Here is a 19871-nt window from a genome sequence, read left to right as displayed (position 1 = left end):
GAGCCAGAAGACGCAGGAGATCAAGGAGATCAAGATGCGTCCGAACATCGACGATCATGATTATGATACGAAGATGAAGAAGGTGCTCGAGTTCATCGATGAGGGCGACAAGGTGAAGATCACGCTGCGCTTCCGCGGGCGGGAGCTGAGCCATGGCCAGCTTGGCATGGCGCTACTCCAGCGCGTGCAGGCCGATGTGGTCGAAACCGCCAAGGTCGAAGCCTATCCGCGCATGGAAGGCCGCCAGATGCTGATGGTGCTCGCGCCGAAATAACGCCGGTTCGGCGGGCGGCGATTAGTCGCCCCCGCCGCCATCTCCTCCACCGTCTCCACCGTCCCCGCCATGGCCAGCATCGGCGTGGTGTTTGCCGTGGCCAGCATCACTGCCGATAAACGGCGCATCGCCGCCGCCATCGCTGGTGCCTTTACCGTTTTTGGGCGCCTTGTTGAGCCGACCCGCCATCGACGCCCCAAGCGCGATGAACACAGCGGCCAGCGCGATCCAGACGGCCACACCGGATTTGCCCTTCTTGTCATCGGCGGCAGCGACCAGCAGGAAGGTTATCGAGGGCAAGGCGAACAATGCGGCCTGCCGCCACATCGGCAAGATATCGCGGCGTATCACGTTCATATCACATTTCCCCCAACCCGTTTTCCCGAACAGAAGGTGCCGTGACTTTCCCGTCACGGAAAGGGGTAATCTAGGGCGCTGCTCAATCGCTGTCCGTGCTTATGGTCAGCGCGGACAGGTCGCGCCAGCCATAGGCGGTCTCGGCGTCATGGCCGCTGCCGCGCTCGGCCACGATCTTCCCCCCCAGTCGTTCATAAAAGCCGCGCGCCGGGGCGTTGGTGGACAGCACCCATAACGCCATAGTGCGGTCGCCCTCGGCGATCAGTCGACGGGCCATGGCGCGCATCAGCAATCGCCCAGCGCCACGCCCCTGGCCGCGGCGCAGAATATAGAGCGCGGGCACCTCGCCCGTATAGCCCGCTGTCATCAGGGCCAGGTCGCGCTCGCTGGTGCACGCCCCAAAGCCAATGATACCATCCTGCTCTTCGGCGACATAGACCCCGCGCGCCGTGCCCGCGCCGATCTGCGCACGCCACTGCGCGGTGCGCGCAGCGATGCTCATCGCCTCAATCTCTGCCTGCGAAAGCAAGCCGGCATAGGTCTCCCGCCAGGCAGCGACATGCAGCGCGCCGATTGCTGCACTATCTGCCTCGCTGGCGCGCCGGACGCGCATTTCGGACATTATTCTACACTCGCTAACCGGCCCTCAGGCTGACAAATCCTGGGCTTCAGATTGGTCATGCGGCGGGCGGCTCCCACAGTTCGATGGCATTGCCCTCGGGGTCATGGATGCGCGCGAACTTGCCAACCGACGGGTCATTCCATTCCGCGCGCGTTTCGATCGCGATTCCGGCGGTGGAGAGCTGCTCAAGCATCGCATCAAGGCTCGCAACGCGCAGATTGAGCATGAACTGTTTATCCGCCGCAAAATAATCCGTGTCGTGCTTGAACGGCGCGAACACCACTGGCCCGCCTTGCGTCTTCCAGGTCCATTCATCGACCGGGCCGGTGTCCTCGGCCGCGCAGCCTGCGCCAATGCCCAGATGCTCACGGTACCAGGCGTTTAGCGCATCCGGGTCTTGCGCGCGAAAGAATAGCCCGCCGATTCCCAATACTGCCATGTCATCTTCCCCCCCTGTTTTTCGCTGGCCCTAGGCGGCCTCTGCCCAGCCCTGTTCGTTGGCGGCTGCCCCCAGCAGGCGGCGTTCGATGGATCGCAACCGCTGGCTGCTGCTGATCTTATCGCCCAACAGGTCGGTCAGATAGAAGGTATCGACCGCGCGCTCGCCATAGGTCGCGACATGCGCCGAATGGATCGTGACCTTGGATTGGAACAGCGCCAGCGCCAGCCGATTGAGCAAGGCCGGTCCGTCGCGCGCGTTGACCTCGACGACGGTAAACCGGTTCGACGCCTGATTGTCGATCAAGACGACCGGCGCGATTTCAAAAGCCTCTGCGCGGACGCGGGACAGAGGCTTGGCCTTGAGCCGATCGGCCAGCTTGCCGCGATTGGCGAGCGAATCCTCGATCGCCGTCTTTAATCGGGCCAATTGTTCGGGCTGGTCGAAGGGGCGGCCGAACGGGTCCTGGACCAGGAAGTTATCCAGCGCCATGCCGTCGCGCGTGGTGTGGATCCGCGCGTCGATGATGTTGCCGCCAGCGACATGGATTGCCCCGGCCGCGCGATAGAACAGCCCGGGATGATCAGCGGCATAGAGCGTGACCAGCGTTGCGCCACGCCCGGGATAGACTTGCGCTTCGATCGACAGCTGAGCGTTGCCAGCCCTTTCAATCAACCGGGCGTTGCTGGCCAGCGCATCATCGGGCTCTGCCACCCAATAAGGTTCGGGCAGCCGCGCGACCAGCGCCTTGAAGCGCGCTTCGTCCCAGCCCAAAGTCGCGGCGAGGGTCGCCTGCTTTGCCTCTATCCTTTCGCTGCGGCCCTTTTGCTTATGGCCAAGGCGCAGCACTTCTTCGGCGGATTCGTACAAATCCGTCAGCAACTGACGCTTCCAGCTGTTCCAGACACCGGGGCCAACGGCGCGGATATCGACGACGGTCAGCGCCAGCAGCAGGCGTAGCCGCTCCGGGCTCTGGACGATCTCTGCAAAGTCGAGGATCGTTTTAAAGTCGGAAAGATCACGCTTGAAGGCGGTCGCCGACATCAGCAAATGGCAGCGCACCAGCCAGGCGACGGTCTCGGTTTCCGCTGCAGACATGCCAAGCCGGGGGCATAGGCGCTGCGCCACCTCTGCACCCAGCACCGAATGATCACCACCACGGCCCTTGGCGATATCGTGCAGCAGCACCGCCACATAGAGCACCCGACGCGAGACGATCCGCTTCAGGATGCCCGCTGCCAATGGATGATCTTCTGCCAGTTCGCCGCGTTCGATCCGCGCGAGCAGCCCAATTGCGCGGATCGAATGCTCATCGACGGTATAATGATGATACATGTCAAACTGCATCTGCGCGACGACCCGGCCGAAGTCAGGCACGAAGCGGCCGAACACGCCCGCCTCATTCATCCCACGCAACACCGATTCCGGGTCACGCGGGGAGGTGAGTATGTCGAGGAAAAAGGCATTCGCGCGCGGATCGGTCCGAATATCGTCGGCCAGTTTTGAATCGCGCGCGGCCACGCGCATCGCCATCGGGTGGACTTCCAGGCCATGTTTGTCGGCCAGCCAGAAAATCTCAATCAGCCTAACAGGATCGCGCGCGAAGAAATCATCGCCGGGCAGCGCCAATCGCCCGCGATCGAGGATGAGGCCATTAAGCTTACGCGGCGATCGCCTGAGCAAGGGCAGCCCGAAGCGGCGGCCGCTGCGCGCGAATTTTTCATCAAGATGCGCCAGGAAAACACCGGTCAGATCGCCGACGGTTTTCGCCTGCAGGAAATAATGCCGCATGAAGCGTTCAACCCGCGACTGCCCCGCGCGATCGGCATAGCGCATGCGCTCGGCGATTTCGCGCTGCACGTCAAAAGTCAGCCGGTCTTCCGCGCGCCCGGCGATCAAATGAAGGTGGCAGCGCACCGCCCACAGGAAATTTTCGGCGCGGTGGAACTGGCGATATTCGATCCGCGTCAGCAGCCCGGCTTCAACCAATTCGGCGACGCTACGGACATTATAGGCATATTTGCCCATCCAGAACAGCGTGTGAAGATCGCGCAGGCCGCCCTTGCCTTCCTTGATATTGGGTTCGACGACATAGCGGCTGTCGCCCATTTTCTGGTGACGCGTGTTTCGTTCGGCGAGCTTGTCGGCGATGAACTGGCGCGCGGTGCCGGCCTGGACCTCTGCCTTGAAGCGGCGCGCGGCTTCGTCATATAAATCCGTATCGCCCCACACATAGCGCGCTTCAAGCAAGGCCGTGCGGATCGTCATGTCCGCCTTGGCCTGGCGCACCATCTCGTCAAGCGAGCGCGATGAATGGCCGATTTTCAGCCCCAAATCCCATAGCGCATAGAGCATCGATTCGATCACTTGTTCGGACCAGGCCGTCTGCTTCCAGGGCGTGAGGAAACCGATATCGACATCGGAAAATGGCGCCATCTCGCCGCGGCCATAGCCGCCAACGGCGATCAAGGTGATCCGTTCGCTCGTCGTCGCATTGGGCTTGGGGTACAATCGCTCGGTGATGAAATCATAGAGCAGGCGGATGATCTGATCGATCAGAAATGCCTGCGCTGCCGCTGCTTCCAACCCGCGCGACGGGTGCTCGTTCAACCGCCGGGCGATTTCGGCGCGGCCATCGGCGAGCGCCGAGGCAAGCAATCGCGTGGCGGTCTGGCGCATGCTGGCCGCGTCACTGGCGTCAAGAGCAGCTAGCGTATCAGCAATTGCGCGCCGATCGATAATCGTTCGGCGTTGCGGCAGGGAGTCAAAACGGCTGGCCATCGGCGCAAGCTACAGCCATTCGGCTGCCCGGTCACCTCCAGAAAGACCGCTTTCGCTTCCAATATGCCCAAGCGGGTAGCGCGTTACCGCATAATTAACCATCGCGCCGCTAGGTTCATGGAATGCCAGCACTTATTCGCCAATTGCAGAAAATGCCGATGATCGGCCAGCTGCGCGCTGTGCGGGCGCTGTTTGCAATCGATGGGCTGAGCCGCGCGGATCGCGTCGCCGCGACAATGCGCATGGCGCTGCGCTTTGCGCCACTTAATCTGGTGACTGCAATCGGCATGGCGGCGCTTTATGCGTTCCGCGTCCAACAGCCGCTGATCCTGGTCGCAACGCTACCGATTATTGCTGCCGTGGTCGGGCTGATCATGCTGACCTGGCAGGATAGATTGCAACGAAGGCTGGCCGCACCGGATCAAGGGGTGCGCTTTGTTAACGGCTTTGCGCTGGCGATTGGACTGGCGTGGTTCGTGCTGATCGGCGCGCTCAATATGGCGCCGCTAAGCGAAGACCGGGTGGGCCTTTTCTGCGTCAATGTCGCGGTGATCTGTCTGGGCGGCACGGTCTTTACGTTGCTGCCCGAAGCGGCGCTGATTTTCATGGGGGTGGTCGCCATCCGGCTGGCGATGGATTTGACCGCGATTGTTCCGGTGCCGGCTTTCTATGTCGCCGCGATCATCGCCTTTGTCGGCGCGCTGCAGACACTGGCGATCGGCCAGGCGCGCCTGTTTGCTGATCGCACGCGGGCGGGCATTGATCTCGCCGCGCTCGAACGACGCCGGATCGATGCAGAGCGCCGTGCCGCCGACGATCAGCGCGCGCTTGAACGCGCGCATGAACAACGCCGCATCGCCGAACAACAGCGCGCCGCTGATGCCCAGCAAATGGCGATGGCCGAACATGCCCAGCGGTTCGACACCTCGGTGGTCGCGGTGATTGCCATTTTGAGTGACGCGGCACGGGAGTTGGGCGGATCGACCGCAAAACTCACCAAATTGGGCGAGGCCAGCGGCACGCATGTATCGGCCGTGCGGACCCGCGCGCTGACGGTGACGCAATCCATGGCCGATGTGCAGCGCGCTGCGGGCGATTTGCGCGCGGCAATCGGCGCAATCGCACAGGAAGTGACCGCGCAGGTCAATGCGACAGCCAGTGCCGAAACCGTGTCTGCCTTGGCGCGTGCCCAGGCCCGTGAACTGGCCGATAGCAGCGCGATGGTGCGCGGTATCACCGCCAAGATCGAACGCATCGCTCAGCGCACCAATACGCTGGCGCTCAACGCGCTGATCGAAGCGACGCAATCGGGCGAAGCGGGGGCGGCCTTTGCCGTCGTCGCTGGCGAGGTGAAGGCGCTGGCCGCGCAGACCCGCGCCGCTGCACTCGAAATCGGTGAACATATCGCCGATATGGATTCCAATGCGGGGGATGTCGCCGCCTCGGTGGATGCGATGGCCAATGATGTCGGCCGGATCGCGATTGGCGCCACCGACATCGCCCGTGCGATCGAAGCGCAACGCCGGGCAACGGACGGCATCCTGGCCGGCGTTGACGGCGCGCGAGACGATGCCCAGACCGTCCAGGCCGATCTGCAAGCACTCGCCGATCACGCCCAGGCGGCGGTCGGCCTTGCCCATCTCATCGAACGGGTGGCCACCGACATCGGCACCCAATCCGACCAGCTGGGTTCGGCAAGCACGGCCTTTGGGGAGCGGCTGCGCGGGCGGTGATGCTGTTGTCGTTAGCGCTCGAGCGTTAACCCCCGCGCGCCACCGCTTTCAATTTATACACTAGATCGAGCGCCTCGCGCGGGGTGAGGGCATCGACGTCAATTGCCTCAATCGCGGTGCGCAGGGGATCGCGGGCTTCCTCGACGATTTCGGCGGCGGCGGCGAACAATGGCAGATCGTCGAGCCCCGCCGCCAGTCCGCCGGTCTTGGCGCGGCCCGCTTCCAGCTTGGCCAGGACCGACTTCGCCCGCGCAATTGTCACTGGCGACAGCCCTGCCAGACGCGCGACGGCCAGGCCGTAACTGCGATCGGCTGGCCCCTCGCTCACTTCATGGAGCAGCACCAGATCGCCCTTCCATTCGCGCGCGCGGACATGGTGGAGGGTGAGCGCGTCGCACCGTTCGGCGAGCCGCGTCAGTTCGTGATAATGCGTCGCGAACAGGCAGCGGCAGCGGTTGTCCTCATGGATCGCCTCGACCACGGCCCAGGCAATCGCGAGCCCGTCATAGGTGCTCGTCCCGCGCCCGACCTCATCAAGGATGACGAAGCTCTGCGGTGTCGCTTGGGCGAGGATCGCAGCGGTCTCGACCATCTCGACCATGAAGGTCGATCGCCCGCGCGCGAGATTGTCCGACGCGCCGACGCGGCTGAACAACCGGTCGACCAGCCCGAGTTTGGCCGATGTCGCGGGGACATAACTGCCGGCCTGCGCGAGCACGGCGATCAGCGCATTCTGGCGCAGGAAGGTCGATTTGCCGCCCATGTTGGGGCCAGTCACCAGCCATAGCCGGTTATCCGCCGACAAGCGGCAGTCATTGGCGACAAAGCGCCCGCCCGCCTTGGCGACCGCCGCTTCGACGACGGGGTGCCGCCCGCCCTGAATATCGAAACAGGCGTGATCGACCAGGGCAGGGCGTGCCCAGCCGCCTTCGCTCGCGCGCTCGGCGAGGCCCGCCGCGACATCGAGCCGGGCGAGGGCATCGGCGGTCGCGGCGATGGCCTCCCGGTTGGCAAGCGCGGTGTCGGTCAGTTCCTCCAGATGCGCGGCCTCGGCGGCTAGCGCGTGCGCGCCGGCCTGCGTCACCTTCAATGCAACATCGTGGAGATCGGGTGCGTTGAAGCGGACTGCGCCCGCCATCGTCTGGCGATGCGTGAAGCCGCTTGTCGGTTGCATCAGCGGATCGGCGGCGCGCGCGGGCACTTCAATATGATAGCCGAGCACGCCATTATGCTTGATCTTGAGCGCGGCAATGCCGGTGCGCTGGCGATAGTCCGCTTCGAGTGCCGCGATGGCGCGCCTGCCGCCCGCGCCCGCATCGCGCAGGTCGTCGAGCGCGGCATCGAAGCCCGGCGCGATATAGCCACCCGCCGCTGCATCGATCGGCGGCGATGCCACCAGCGCGCGCGCGAACAGGTCGATCAGCGCGCCGTGGCCGCGCAGTTGCGGGGCCAGTTGCGCCAGCAACGCGGGTGCCTGCTCGATCCGCCCCAGCCGCTCGCCCAGCCGCCACGCCGCATCGAGCCCATCGCGCAACTGTCCCAGATCGCGTGGACTCCCGCGCCCCGCCGCGATCCGGCCCAAGGCGCGGCCGATATCGGGCAGGGCGCGCAAGGTGCCGCGGAGCTGCTCGCGCAGCCCGGCGTCGTCATGAAACAACTGAACCAGGTCGAGCCGCGCCTCAATCCGCCCGCGATCCATCAGCGGCGCGCCGATATCGGCAGCGAGCAGGCGCGCCCCCGCCCCCGTCACAGTGCGATCGACCGCGTCGAGCAGGCTGCCTTTGCGCGCGCCGCCGGTAGTGGCGGTCAGCTCCAGGCTCTCGCGCGTTGCGGCATCGATCGCCATCGCCTCGCTCGTCCGGGCAAGACGCGGCGGGCGGAGGAAGGGGAGCGATCCTTTGCCATTATGGTCGAGATAGCGAACTAGCCCCCCCGCCGCCGCCAATGCCGCGCGGGAAAAACTGCCAAAGCCATCGAGCGTCGCCACCCCGAACAGGGTCTTGATTCGTGCCTCACCACTAGCGCTGTCGAACTCCGCGCGGGGCCTGCGCCCGGTCGCCAAGTCTTCGAACGCGGTGGCGTCCGACGCGATCGTCTCGGCGGGCGCTAGCCGCGCGATATCAGCGGCCACCGACGCAGCATCGGTCTCGATTATCTCGAACCGCCCGGTCGAGATATCGGCAGCGGCAATCGCCACCCCGCCCGCTGCCTCGCCGATCGCCACGCACCAATTGGCGGTGCGCGCATCGAGCAGCGCTTCCTCGGTCAGCGTCCCCGCCGTCACCACGCGAACAATCGCGCGCCCGACCAAAGTCTTGCCGCTGCGCTTCTTGGCCTCTGCCGGGCTTTCGGTTTGTTCGGCAATGGCAACCCGGTGCCCGGCCTTGATCAGCCGCGCGAGATAGCCCTCTGCCGCATGGACTGGCACCCCGCACATCGGGATCGGGACGCCGTCATGCTCGCCGCGTGCAGTCAATGCGATGTCGAGGCTGGCAGCGGCGATCTTGGCATCTTCGAAAAACATCTCGAAGAAATCGCCCATCCGGTAGAAGAGCAGGCAATCCTCGGCCTCCGCCTTCAGCGCCAGATATTGCGTCATCATTGGGGTGGGGGCGGTGCCGGTCATCGATCGGTTGATACAGCCAAGCATCCTATGTTCAAGGCGATGCGCGCCAGGGGTGGAAGAAACGGCATCGGCCCCGTAAAGACCGGGTATCAGCTGAAGGGCCAGCCATGACCGATGAATCGACCGTCCAGTTTTCCGAGCGTGAGGCGCTGCTGTTCCATTCGGAGGGGCGGCCGGGCAAGATCGAGATTATCGCGTCAAAGCCCATGGCCACCCAGCGCGACCTGGCGCTCGCCTATTCGCCGGGCGTCGCGGTGCCGGTGCGCGCAATTCATGAAAATCCGGCGGCGGCCTATGAATATACCGCCAAGGGCAATCTGGTCGCGGTGATCTCCAACGGTACCGCGATTCTGGGCATGGGCAATCTGGGCGCGCTGGCGTCAAAGCCAGTGATGGAAGGCAAGGCGGTGCTGTTCAAGCGCTTCGCCGATGTTGATGCGATCGATATCGAACTGGCCACCGAAGATCCCGATGCGATCATCAACGCGGTTGCGCTGATGGAACCCAGCTTTGGCGGCATCAACCTTGAAGACATCAAGGCGCCCGAATGCTTCATCATCGAACAGGCGCTGAAGGAGCGGATGAAAATCCCGGTCATGCATGATGATCAGCATGGCACCGCGATTATCGCCGCTGCCGGGCTGATCAACGCGCTGTTCCTCACCGGGCGCAACATCAAGGATATCCGCGTCGTCATGAACGGCGCCGGCGCTGCCGCGATTGCGTGTGCCGAACTGATCAAGGCGATGGGGCTGCCGCATGATCAGCTGATCATGTGCGACAAATCCGGCGTGATCTATCAGGGCCGCGAGCATGGCGACATGAACCAGTGGAAATCCGCCCACGCCGCCAAGACCGATCGCCGCACGCTGGAAGAGGCGCTCGACGGCGCTGATGTGTTCATGGGCCTGTCGGCAAAGGGCGCATTGGCACCCGAATATCTGATGAAGATGGCGGCCAAGCCAATCGTCTTCGCCATGGCCAATCCCGATCCCGAAATCACCCCCCCCGATGCCAAGCGCGTTCGGCCCGACGTCATCATCGCCACCGGGCGTTCGGATTATCCCAACCAGGTCAACAATGTGCTTGGTTTCCCCTTCATCTTCCGCGGTGCGCTCGATGTGCGCGCGACCGCGATTAATAATGAGATGAAGGTCGCCGCCGCCAATGCGCTGGCCGAACTCGCGCGCCAGCAAGTGCCTGAGGAAGTGGCGGTCGCTTACGGGGTGCGCCACAGCTTTGGCGTCGATTACATCATTCCGGCCCCGTTTGATCCGCGACTGATGGAAATCGTCCCCGTTGCAGTCGCGCAGGCGGCAATGGATTCGGGCGTTGCGACCAAGCCGATTCTCGACATGGAGGCCTATCGCCAGTCGCTCCGCGCGCGGCTCAACCCGACCACCTCGGTGCTGACGCTGGCTTATGAAAGCGCGCGCGCCAACCCCAAGCGCGTGTTGTTTGCCGAAGGCGAAGAGGAAGTCGTACTGCGCGCCGCGATCGAGTTCAAGGCGGGCGGCTATGGCACGCCGGTGCTGGTGGGGCGCGACGACGTCTATGATCGCCTCCGCGCGCTCGGCGTCACCGATCCCGAGACATATGAACTGCACAACAGCCGCAAATCGCCGCTGGTCCCCAAGATGGTCGAGTTTCTCTACGAACGGCTCAAGCGGCGCGGTTATCTGCTGCGCGATTGCGAACGCATGATCAACCAGGATCGCAACATCTTCGGCGCGGTGATGCTGCAACTGGGCGAGGCCGATGTGATGATCACTGGCATCACGCGGCCCTATGCGCAAACGATGCGCGAGGTTCGGCGCGTAATCGATCCGATCAAGGGCCGCACCGCGTTCGGCGTGCATGTGATGGTCGGCGCCAAGCACACCGTGTTCATGGCCGATACCACGATCAACGAACGCCCGACGGCGGAAGAACTCGCCGACATTGCCGAGCAGACCGCTTTGGTCGCCAAGCGCATGGGCCATGAACCGCGCGTTGCTTTCCTCAGCTATTCGAATTTCGGCAATCCCGAAGGGCGCTGGCTGGAGAATATCCGCAACGCGGTGTGCGTCCTGAACGATCGCCACGTCAGCTTCGAATATGAAGGCGAAATGGCGCCTGATGTGGCGCTCAACCCGCGCCAGTTGGCGAACTACCCCTTCGCGCGGCTTTCCGGCCCCGCCAATGTGCTGATCATGCCCGGCCTGCAAAGCGCCAACATCTCCGCCAAACTGCTCCGCGAACTGGGCGGTGATGCAGTGATTGGCCCGATGCTGGTCGGCATGGAAAAGAGCGTCCAGATCGCCCCGATGACGAGCACTGCGAGCGAACTCGTGACGCTGGCGGTGCTGGCGGCGGGGGGGATTGCTGGGTAGGAGTCTCGAAGAATAGACTTCGCTTAGCTGTCCTCATCCAGATATGAATGAGGAAGGTTGTCCGCGATGAACTCGACCGCGCGAAGCGCGCGCTCAGCGTCCTCGAAACTGATCTCTTCGCCGTGGATCGCCTTGTTGGCGATCCCAAGAAATGATCCCATTGCACCGCGGAACCGTGAGTTATGGAATATGCGTGGGCTGAGCGTCTTTCGCGAGCCACCGATCAGCGGCAGCATCGTCATTTCCATTCTCCGGCGCGCGCCCGCGAGCCCGGTCCAAAGGTCGTTCGTCCGAATCTCCATTCGAGCGGCCTGCGCAATCCTAGCAATTTCCTGCGCAACGTGGGTGCGATCTAACTCGCTTAACTGGTCAATATATGCCTCGCTTCGCGATACCGGGGCGGATTCCTTCCCGGTTTCCCAAGTGGATGGTGGACGTAGACTCGGGTCGCCCGGTTCACCACTTGACGGTTCAGACGAGTCCAGAGGCAGCTCGACCTCGAGCGGCGCCGGCTGATTAACCAACTCTGTCAGTCGCTGAAGGCTGCGGTAGACCTTGGATTGCGTCTCAGTGTCTTTTAGCAGCGTCTCGAGCGGCACAGCGCCAAGCTGGTCGCGAAGGATGTCGCCCAAATTCTTCAGGTCGCCCGTTGCAAGCACAGCGTCGAAGTCATCGGTATTGGCAGCGGCAAGTGCTTTCTTTTTGAGACGGCCCTCGAGCACAACGCCCAAAGCTGTGCGCGCAGCCGCTATCAAACCGCTCGCAACGAGGGCAGCGACAACATTCGACCAATCCCAGACAGGTGACATCAGAGCAGGCCCCGCTTCCGGAGCAACTGAAGGAATAGTTTTACTTCGCTGAGTTCGCCTGCAATCGCCCGCAGCCGCGCGTAGCGAGCCCCTATAAAGCGGACCCTCCAAAAAGCGCCCATTCCGATCATAATCGAGAGTGTGCTTCCGGCCGACAGCATGATGATGACGATGCTCGGGCTAGGATCGGTCTTGGCAAACAACGTTACCAAACCGATCAGTCCAGCTGCGCCGGTCGCGAGGAACCATTTGCCGACCTCAAGCCAGCGGGTGTGCTCCCATTCAAAAGTCTTCTCGATGACTTTGTGTGGCTCGACGTCGGTCGCCACTAAACGCATTAGATCTACGAGCTGAAGCATCTTCATGTTTCAATCATCTCGCTTTCATCCATAAATGTCACGCCTTAAGCTTCGCCGGGTTCAGGATATACGCTGTGAGCATGTGCGATGACCGACGAGGTTCCTTACGATTAGCCATCTTATCGAAGCTGCAGAGAAGTGCGAGCTGTAAGAATTTTCGGTTGGTCCTTATCGTGCGACTTGTAGTCATTTGACGCAATCCTGCAGAATTGCCAATTCAATGAACAGTGAATGTAGGGGAGTTGGACGGCTGACGCTACTGGTCGTTCCCTTAACAAGGGCAGACAGCGGACGATCCCTCACGTTATATGACCAACTTGACCAGAATATCCGACGAATTTCTTTCCTACACCATATTGTTCATTATATGTTCCGATCTGCTCTTTGAAATCGTCGAACCGTGTCCCGGTTAAAGGCCACCGCCCCGGTCTCGCCAAAACTGCGCCAGACCCGCAACTTCCGCAACTTCACCCCCCAACTTCGGATCGCCAACCAACCCAAGCTGTTATCCCATCGGGGCCGATGCGCTCGTTCGTGCGTTTGTGCGCCATTCCCTCAACGCAAAGGTGCTTTCATGAAAATCCCCCAAGGCGCGCTTGTCGCCATCGTCGATGGCGAGATTTTGAACTTGTTTCGCAACACGGGGGATGAGGCCACGCCGTCGCTCACCGCGGTGCCTGATGTCGCCGTGTCGATGGAAAACAAGGGCTCGGGCGGGCGGCATAACAGCAGCTCGACGAACCCCGCCGACAGCCAGCAGGAGGAGGACAGCTTTGCCGCTGGCGTTGCTGCGGTGCTCAACAAACGCGTGCTCGATCACAAGGTCGATGACCTGATCATCGTCGCCGCGCCGCGCACGCTCGGCGAATTGCGCAAGCATTACCACAAGGCGCTCGAAGCGATTCTGGTCGGGGAGATCGCGAAGGATCTGACAGGGCATTCGACCGCCGATGTCGAAAAGATCATCACGGCGGCCTGATCGGCCCTCGCTGGAAACTTTAGGTCCGTTCTGCTACATGACCATCTAGATGGTCAGGAGCGGGCGATGGAGACTTACAGCATTGCCGATGCCAAGGCGCGGTTGAGCGAGCTGATCGACCGCGCCGAAGCGGGTGAAACCGTGTCGATCACCCGACGCGGCAAGCCCGTCGCGCGGCTGGTGGCGGAGGAACAACCGAAAAAGCCGATCGATGTGGAGGCGATGCGGCGCATGCGCGCCCTCTCAACGCCCTATGTCGATCCCGATGGATTGTCGTTCGTCGAACGACTTCGGCGTGAAGATTTGCTTTGACCCTCGTCTATCCGGATACGTCGGTGCTGGTTAGCGCTTATGTTGAAGAGGCATTTTCCCTGATTGCAGAGACATGGCTGATCAGCATTCTTCCGGGCGATATGGTAAGCAGCGCTTGGTGCGAAACCGAAATTGCATCGGCGCTCGCGGCCAAGGCTCGCGCCAGACAGATATCGCCCACGGATCGACCACAGATGCTCGCGATGATCACCGCCATGCTCCATGCAACCGCGCGATTCATCCCAATCAACAAACGTCATTTTGAATCGGCTGGCGATTTGCTGTCCCGAAGCGCATTGCCGCTCGGCAGTGGCGATGCGCTACACCTCGCCGTTGCTGCAGCAGCGGGCGCGACGCTCGTCACGCTCGACCGGCGGATGGCCGAGGCCGGGTTGGGCCTCGGCCTCGACGTCCAGTTGCTCGGTTAGGTTACGCGTCGATGCTGGTCCCCAGCGCGCCGTAGACCAGCCCGCCATCGACCGCGATCGTCTCGCCCACCACATAATCGCCCGCGCGGCTGGCGAGGTAGATGGCAGTGCCGGCCATGTCCTCGTCGACGCCGATCCGCTTGGCGGGAATGCCCTTGGCGATCGCGTCGCCATGGTCGCGCGCGGCCTTGTTCATTTCGCTGGCAAAGGCGCCCGGCGCGATCGAGGTGACGTTGATGTGATCGGTGATCAGCCGCGCCGACATCCGCTTGGTGAGATAGATCAGCGCCGATTTTGACGCATGATAGCTGTACGTCTCCCACGGATTGAGCCGCAGCCCATCGATCGAGGTGATGTTGATCACCTTGGCGGGCTGGCCCGCACTAGCCCCGGCCTTCAGCGCCTCGTGCAGCGCCTGGGTAAGGAAGAAGGGCGATTTGACGTTCAGGTCCATCACCTTGTCCCAGCCTTTTTCGGGGAAGGTCTCGAAGCTCTCGCCCCAGGCAGCACCCGCATTGTTGACGAGGATGTCGAGCTTGTCGGTGTGCTCGGCCAGCTGTGCGGCAAGTGCCTTGCAGCCCGCGACGGTGGAAACGTCCTGCGGCAGCGCGATGCATTTGTCGCCGAGTTCCTTGGCGGTTTCGAAACAGGCTTCGGCTTTGCGCGAGCTGATATAAACGGTCGCGCCTTGGGCGATAAAGCCTGCCGCGATCATCTTGCCAATGCCGCGCGAGCCGCCGGTGACGAGCGCAATCCGGCCATCGAGCCGGAAGAGGTTGGTGGTGTCCATGTGATATTCTCCTGTTTTTAGGTGACGCGCGGCACTGGCCTCAGCCCCCGCGCTTGATTGTCTCTCTGGCAATGATCAGCTGCTGGATCTGGCTGGTGCCCTCATAAATGCGGAATAGCCGCACGTCGCGGTAGAGCCGCTCGATCCCGTAATCGGCAATATAGCCCGCCCCGCCGAAAATCTGCACTGCGCGGTCCGCCACGCGGCCGACCATTTCGCTGGCATAATATTTCGACGCCGCCGATTCCATCACGACGTCCTTGCCCGCATCCTTCGCGGCGGCGGTCTCCAGCACCAGCGCGCGTGCGGCCAGCGCTTCGGTCTTTGAATCGGCGATCATCGCCTGGATCAGTTGATGCTCGGCGATTGGCTTGCCGAACTGCTTGCGCTCGGTCGCATAAGCGACACAGTCAGCGATCAGTCGTTCAGCGACCCCGATGCACACCGCCGATATATGCAACCGCCCGCGATCGAGCACGCGCATCGCGATCTTGAAGCCTTCGCCCTCGGCACCCAGCATATTGGCCGCTGGCACTTCGACATCATCCATGATGACATCGGCGACCTTTGCGCCCTTTTGCCCCATTTTCTTTTCCGGTTCGCCGATGCTGAGGCCGGGCAGGGTGCGGGGCACGAGAAAAGCGGAAACGCCGCGCCCGCCAGCTTCCTCGCCGGTGCGGGCCATCACCGTGAACAGATCGGCCTTGTCGGCATTGGTGATGTAGCGCTTGGTGCCCGACAGGCGGTACACGTTGCCGTCCTTCACGGCCCGCGTTTTCACCGCGCCGGAATCGCTGCCGACATCGGGTTCAGTGAGCGCAAAGCTGGTAACGATGTCGCCACTGGCGATGCGCGGCAGCCAGGCGGCCTTTTGTTCGGGCGTGCCGGCCATCACCAGCCCCTGGCTGCCGATGCCGACATTGGTGCCAACGGCTGATCGGAAGGCGGGGGTGGTGCGGCCAAGCTCAATCGCGACGCGCACCTCCTCGCTCATCGTCAGGCCAAGCCCGCCATAGTCCTCGCCAATCGACAGGCCAAACAGGCCGAGCGCGCGCATTTCGTGAAGGATGTCAGCAGGGATCGCATCGTCGGCCTCTACCTGCGCCTCGATCGGGCGCAGCTTTTCGCTGACGAAGCGGCGCACTGTATCGATCAGCGCATCAAAAGTTTCTGCATCAAGCGCCACGGCCCTCATCCTCTTGATATTTTGACCATCCGCTATCGCAGCCGCTGCCTCGCCGCAAGTCGCCCAAACCCGAAATTCCAAAAGCAAGTGACGCGCCCTTGGAGGATCGCTATCGTGGACATCAAAATAGCAGAGAGAGGATCGTTGTTCATGCGCTTTTCGGGCAAGCGTGCCGTCGTTACCGGCGCTGCATCGGGCATTGGACGGGCAACAGTGCTTCGGTTGGTCGATGAAGGCGCCGAAGTTTGGGCGGGTGATATCGACGAAGTCGGCGGGCTGGAGCTAGCGCAAACCTCCAATGGCCGAATCCATTTTCAGCGTACCGATGTTACGAAAGCGGCCGATATCGAAGCGCTGATCCTGGCCGCGGAGGCAGCGGGCGGGATCGATATTCTGTTCAACAATGCCGGGGCGGGTGGTGCGCGCGCCAAGATCGATGCGATCACCCCCGATGAATGGGATGATACGCAAAATCTGCTGCTGCGCTCGGTCGCGCTCGGCATCCGGTATGCGGCCCCCTTAATGGCCGCGCGGGGTGGCGGGGCAATCGTCAACACCGCCTCCATCGCTGCCCTGCAGACCGGGGCAGCGCCGACCGCTTATTCAGTCGCCAAGGCGGGTGTGCTGCATTTAAGCAAGATGGCCGCAGCTGACCTTGCCCAGCACAACATCCGCGTCAACGCGATCTGCCCAGGGTTCATCACCACCAACATCTTCACCAGTGCGCTGGGGATCGATGGCGACAAGCGCGTTCAGGCCAATGCCGCGATCGGATCGATCGCCAACCTCGCCCAGCCCCTGCAATATGCCGGTCAGCCAGAGGATATCGCCGCCGCCGTTGCCTATCTCGCTAGCGACGATGCGCGCTTCGTCACGGGCACGCATATCGTCGTCGATGGCGGCATGACGATCGGCCCGCGCCATAGCTGGGACCCCAAGGTGCCATCGCTGTTCGCGATGCTGGAAGCGTTTCAGTGAGCACAACCATCGCGGTGCCCGCCGCGCGCAAGCTGCCCGCGCGCAGCAAATTGGCATTCGGCTTTGGCTCAATCGCCTATGGCATCAAGGATAATGGCTTCGCGACTTTCCTGCTGCTCTATTATAACCAGGTGATTGGCCTGTCGGCGGGCGCGGTCGGCATTGCGATCATGATGGCGATGGTGATCGAATCCTTTGTCGATCCCGCCGTCGGCTTTCTGTCGGACCATACCCGCAGCAAATGGGGCAGGCGGCATCCCTGGATGTACGGTTCGGCGATTCCCGTCGCGATCGGCTGGCTGTTGTTGTGGAACCCGCCCAGTGGCTGGAGCCAGACGGCGTTGCTCTTCTATTTGTTCGGCAGTGCCCTGCTGGTGCGGATTGCGCTGTCGACTTTTGAGATCCCCGCAGCGGCGCTGGGGCCAGAGCTCAGCTCCGATTATGACGAACGCACGCGGATCTTCTCCTATCGCTATCTGTTCGGCTGGGTGGGCGGGCTCGGCATGCTCTCGCTCGCTTATGCGGTGTTCCTCGTGCCCGATGCGACGCATGCGGTGGGGTTGCAGAACGGCCCCGGCTATGGCCGCATGGCGTTGCTGGGGGCGATCCTAATGGTCGTGTCGATCCTGGTTTCAGCGGCGGGGTTGCATCCGGAAATCAAGCATCTGCCCAAACTCGCCGAAAGCGATGAGACGGTGTCCGACCATTTCGCTGCCTTTCGGCAGACCGTGGCCAATAAGGGCTTCATGGTGCTGATGATCGCCGGGCTATGCGCCTATACCGCGCAGGGCATCTCCTTCGCTTTGTCGAACTATATGTACCAATATGTGTGGATGATGCAGGGCAGCGACTATCAGTGGCTGTCGCTGTCGCTGCTGATCGGCGTGGTGGTGGCGTTTTTCATCACACCGCGCCTGACCCGGGTCGGCGACAAAGGGCGCGTGGGGATGCTGTTGTCGGCTGGCAACGCCATGCTCGTCGTCAGCCCCTATATCCTGCGTCTGATGGGGGTGTTCCCCGCGCCCGAATCGCCGCTGGCGCTGCCGCTGCTGCTGGTGATCTTCGGGGCCAACACCACCTGCGGTGTCGGCGCTTTCATTCTTGGCGCATCGATGCTCTCCGATGTGGTCGAGGAATCGGAAATGCGCACTGGGAGAAGGTCTGAAGGGGTGTTCTTTGCCGGCAGTTTTTTCGTGCAGAAGATGGTCGGCGGGCTCGGCATCTTCATGGCCGGCGTCATTCTGGCGATTGCGCAATTCCCGGCATCGGCCAAGCCGGGGCAGGTGCCGCTCGCCACCGTTGACCGGCTGACGCTGATCTTCATCGTCCTATTGCTGCTGTTCTACGGGCTGGCGGCGTTCGTCTATTCGCGTTTCCCCTTTGGTCGGGCCGAACATCAGGCGCGGCTGGCGCGGATGGGGGCAACGACGGGCGGGTAAGGCTGGGTCGGGCCGGTGTCCCTGCGCCGACCAGAGCCTTTGCGCGCGTCGGCACCTCGGCAAATCCCGGTTTGGGGTGGCCGCAAAGGCTGCGCTGGGCCCGTCGCGGCGCTCAATGCTGCACGCACCGACCGGTCATCGCCCCCTGCACACGGTTCGTCCGAAAAGGTTCCCTTCAACCCGTCGCATGGGTTTTCATCGGCGCGCGGGTCTGCTTTGGCAGGCTCAACGAGCGTAGAAACACTTCGGGGGCTTCGTGACATTCAAGACTTTGGCAGCGCGATTCGCGCTGGTGTTATCGTGCGTCTTGATGACGGCGACCCCGGCCATGGCCGGGCGGCTCCAGTGCGTACCCTTTGCGCGTGAGATGTCCGGCATCGACATTTACGGTAATGCCAAGACTTGGTGGTCGCAGGCGGAAGGCCGCTATGCCCGCGGGACCACGCCAAAGATTGGCGCGGTGCTTGCCTTTGAAGCGACCAGTAAAATGCGGCTGGGCCATGTCGCGATGGTCAGCCAGATCGTCAGCGACCGCGAGATTTTGTTGACCCATGCCAATTGGTCACGCCCCGGCGGGATTGAACGCGATGTGCGTGCGATCGACGTTTCGGTGGCGGGTGACTGGAGCGAAGTGCGTGTCTGGTATGGCCCGCTGCGCGATCTTGGCAAGTCGGCCTATCCCGCCAAGGGCTTTATCTATGCCGCGCCAGCACTGCAGGCCACGCCGCTTGATGGTGGTGCCTCGAACGCACCGGTCACCATCGCCGCCAACGCCCTGACGACGCCAGTGATCCTCGGTCTGCTCGGCACGCCAGCTTTTTGATCGTTCGGTTTAGCTGATGCACCGCCCCGGTTAGTGGCGCAGCGGTGCGATCTATGGCCTGCGGATCAAGCCGCCTTGTGTTGGGGGTGGAAAGTCATCGCCACGCCGTTCATGCAATAACGCTTGCCAGTCGGCGCCGGGCCGTCATCAAACACATGGCCAAGATGCCCACCGCAGCGGCGGCAATGCACTTCAATGCGTTCAAAGATCAGGCTGCCATCGACCCGTGTGGCTACAGCATGGGGCAGCGGCTGCCAAAAGCTTGGCCAGCCCGTGCCGCTGTCAAACTTGGTCGTCGATGAAAAGAGCGGCAGCGCACAGCCAGCGCACGCAAAGGTCCCGGTGCGCTTTTCATGATTGAGCGGGCTGGTGCCGGGATATTCCGTGGCTTCGTGCCGCAGCGTGCGATAGGCGGCCGGCGAAAGCTTCGCCTTCCACTGGGCATCGGTAAGTTGATATTCGAATCCAGCCTTTGCCGATGCGGGCGCAGTGCGCCAGCCAAACAGCGCGGCGGCGGCGCTGCCAACAGCGGCAAGGGACAGGAACTGGCGGCGATCAGTCATC

19 protein-coding genes are annotated in these 19871 nt (G+C 62.6%); 9 read left to right on the top strand and 10 right to left on the bottom strand.

The window, feature by feature from the left end:
• The coding region (gene infC, locus B7Y43_RS18025) for a translation initiation factor IF-3 (RefSeq protein ID WP_374133065.1) at positions 1-274 on the top strand (274 nt) is incomplete at its 5' end.
• A gap of 21 nt (positions 275-295) precedes the next feature.
• Here infC and B7Y43_RS18020 read toward each other — a convergent pair.
• The 4 genes from B7Y43_RS18020 to B7Y43_RS18005 all read right to left on the bottom strand — a co-directional run bounded on the left by B7Y43_RS18020 (position 296) and on the right by B7Y43_RS18005 (position 4473).
• Positions 296-631, bottom strand: coding sequence for a hypothetical protein (locus tag B7Y43_RS18020; RefSeq protein ID WP_374133064.1), 336 nt, complete (start codon positions 629-631; stop codon positions 296-298).
• 82 nt (positions 632-713) lie between these two features.
• Positions 714-1253 carry a GNAT family N-acetyltransferase gene (locus B7Y43_RS18015; protein ID WP_374133063.1) on the bottom strand — a complete coding sequence of 180 codons (540 nt, stop codon included), beginning with the start codon at positions 1251-1253 and terminating at the stop codon, positions 714-716.
• Positions 1254-1308: 55 nt separating this feature from the next.
• Positions 1309-1692 carry a VOC family protein gene (locus B7Y43_RS18010; RefSeq protein ID WP_374133062.1) on the bottom strand — a complete coding sequence of 128 codons (384 nt, stop codon included), beginning with the start codon at positions 1690-1692 and terminating at the stop codon, positions 1309-1311.
• A 30-nt stretch (positions 1693-1722) separates the two neighbouring features.
• On the bottom strand, positions 1723-4473 hold the full coding sequence (locus B7Y43_RS18005; RefSeq protein WP_374133061.1) for a [protein-PII] uridylyltransferase: 2751 nt from the start codon (positions 4471-4473) through the stop codon (positions 1723-1725).
• A gap of 122 nt (positions 4474-4595) precedes the next feature.
• On the opposite strand from B7Y43_RS18005, the gene B7Y43_RS18000 reads away from it, so the two are divergent.
• Positions 4596-6206 carry a methyl-accepting chemotaxis protein gene (locus tag B7Y43_RS18000; protein WP_374133060.1) on the top strand — a complete coding sequence of 537 codons (1611 nt, stop codon included), beginning with the start codon at positions 4596-4598 and terminating at the stop codon, positions 6204-6206.
• Positions 6207-6231: 25 nt separating this feature from the next.
• Here the strand turns inward: B7Y43_RS18000 and mutS are convergent, their stop codons facing one another.
• A complete protein-coding gene (gene mutS / locus B7Y43_RS17995; protein WP_374133067.1) occupies positions 6232-8808 on the bottom strand; it encodes a DNA mismatch repair protein MutS in 2577 nt (858 codons plus the stop codon).
• Positions 8809-8939: 131 nt separating this feature from the next.
• On the opposite strand from mutS, the gene B7Y43_RS17990 reads away from it, so the two are divergent.
• Complete coding sequence (locus tag B7Y43_RS17990; protein ID WP_374133059.1) at positions 8940-11204, top strand: NADP-dependent malic enzyme; 2265 nt, start codon at positions 8940-8942, stop codon at positions 11202-11204.
• Between the two features lie 23 nt (positions 11205-11227).
• Here B7Y43_RS17990 and B7Y43_RS17985 read toward each other — a convergent pair whose 3' ends face one another.
• Together B7Y43_RS17985 and B7Y43_RS17980 are read right to left on the bottom strand one after the other, a co-directional pair.
• Positions 11228-12013, bottom strand: a complete 786-nt coding sequence (locus B7Y43_RS17985) for a hypothetical protein (protein WP_374133058.1) — start codon at positions 12011-12013, stop codon at positions 11228-11230.
• A complete protein-coding gene (locus B7Y43_RS17980; RefSeq protein WP_374133057.1) occupies positions 12013-12378 on the bottom strand; it encodes a hypothetical protein in 366 nt (121 codons plus the stop codon). The genes B7Y43_RS17985 and B7Y43_RS17980 overlap by 1 nt, the downstream gene beginning before the upstream one ends.
• A 568-nt stretch (positions 12379-12946) precedes the next feature.
• On the opposite strand from B7Y43_RS17980, the gene B7Y43_RS17975 reads away from it, so the two are divergent.
• The 3 genes from B7Y43_RS17975 to B7Y43_RS17965 all read left to right on the top strand — a co-directional run bounded on the left by B7Y43_RS17975 (position 12947) and on the right by B7Y43_RS17965 (position 14091).
• The gene (locus tag B7Y43_RS17975) at positions 12947-13351 is read left to right on the top strand and encodes a host attachment family protein (protein ID WP_374133056.1); all 405 of its coding nucleotides are present in this window, start codon (positions 12947-12949) and stop codon (positions 13349-13351) included.
• Positions 13352-13417: 66 nt separating this feature from the next.
• Positions 13418-13663 (top strand): type II toxin-antitoxin system Phd/YefM family antitoxin, encoded by a 246-nt coding sequence (locus tag B7Y43_RS17970; protein WP_374133055.1) that lies wholly within the window; start codon positions 13418-13420, stop codon positions 13661-13663.
• Positions 13660-14091 (top strand): PIN domain-containing protein, encoded by a 432-nt coding sequence (locus B7Y43_RS17965; protein ID WP_374133054.1) that lies wholly within the window; start codon positions 13660-13662, stop codon positions 14089-14091. The genes B7Y43_RS17970 and B7Y43_RS17965 overlap by 4 nt, the downstream gene beginning before the upstream one ends.
• 1 nt (position 14092) lies before the next feature.
• On the opposite strand, the gene B7Y43_RS17960 is transcribed toward B7Y43_RS17965, so the two are convergent.
• Both B7Y43_RS17960 and B7Y43_RS17955 read right to left on the bottom strand, forming a co-directional pair.
• The gene (locus B7Y43_RS17960; protein ID WP_374133053.1) at positions 14093-14881 is read right to left on the bottom strand and encodes an SDR family oxidoreductase; all 789 of its coding nucleotides are present in this window, start codon (positions 14879-14881) and stop codon (positions 14093-14095) included.
• 40 nt (positions 14882-14921) lie between these two features.
• Positions 14922-16067, bottom strand: coding sequence for an acyl-CoA dehydrogenase family protein (locus tag B7Y43_RS17955; protein ID WP_374133052.1), 1146 nt, complete (start codon positions 16065-16067; stop codon positions 14922-14924).
• A 150-nt stretch (positions 16068-16217) separates the two neighbouring features.
• Between B7Y43_RS17955 and B7Y43_RS17950 the strand changes: the two genes are divergently transcribed.
• The 3 genes from B7Y43_RS17950 to B7Y43_RS17940 all read left to right on the top strand — a co-directional run bounded on the left by B7Y43_RS17950 (position 16218) and on the right by B7Y43_RS17940 (position 19307).
• Positions 16218-17045, top strand: coding sequence for an SDR family NAD(P)-dependent oxidoreductase (locus B7Y43_RS17950; RefSeq protein WP_374133066.1), 828 nt, complete (start codon positions 16218-16220; stop codon positions 17043-17045).
• Entirely contained in the window at positions 17042-18484 is a 1443-nt protein-coding gene (locus tag B7Y43_RS17945) for an MFS transporter (protein WP_374133051.1), read from the top strand. Before B7Y43_RS17950 ends, B7Y43_RS17945 begins: the two co-directional genes overlap by 4 nt.
• Before the next feature lie 310 nt (positions 18485-18794).
• Positions 18795-19307: a CHAP domain-containing protein gene (locus tag B7Y43_RS17940; RefSeq protein ID WP_374133050.1), complete on the top strand. Its 513-nt coding sequence runs from the start codon at positions 18795-18797 to the stop codon at positions 19305-19307.
• Positions 19308-19372: 65 nt separating this feature from the next.
• On the opposite strand, the gene msrB is transcribed toward B7Y43_RS17940, so the two are convergent.
• Entirely contained in the window at positions 19373-19870 is a 498-nt protein-coding gene (msrB, locus tag B7Y43_RS17935) for a peptide-methionine (R)-S-oxide reductase MsrB (RefSeq protein ID WP_374133049.1), read from the bottom strand.
• Between the last annotated feature and the right edge of the window lies 1 nt (position 19871).

The sequence above is a fragment of the Sphingomonas sp. 28-62-20 genome, from assembly GCF_002281505.1.
Note: the sequence above shows the minus strand (reverse complement) of the source record. Positions and strands in the feature narration are given on the sequence as shown.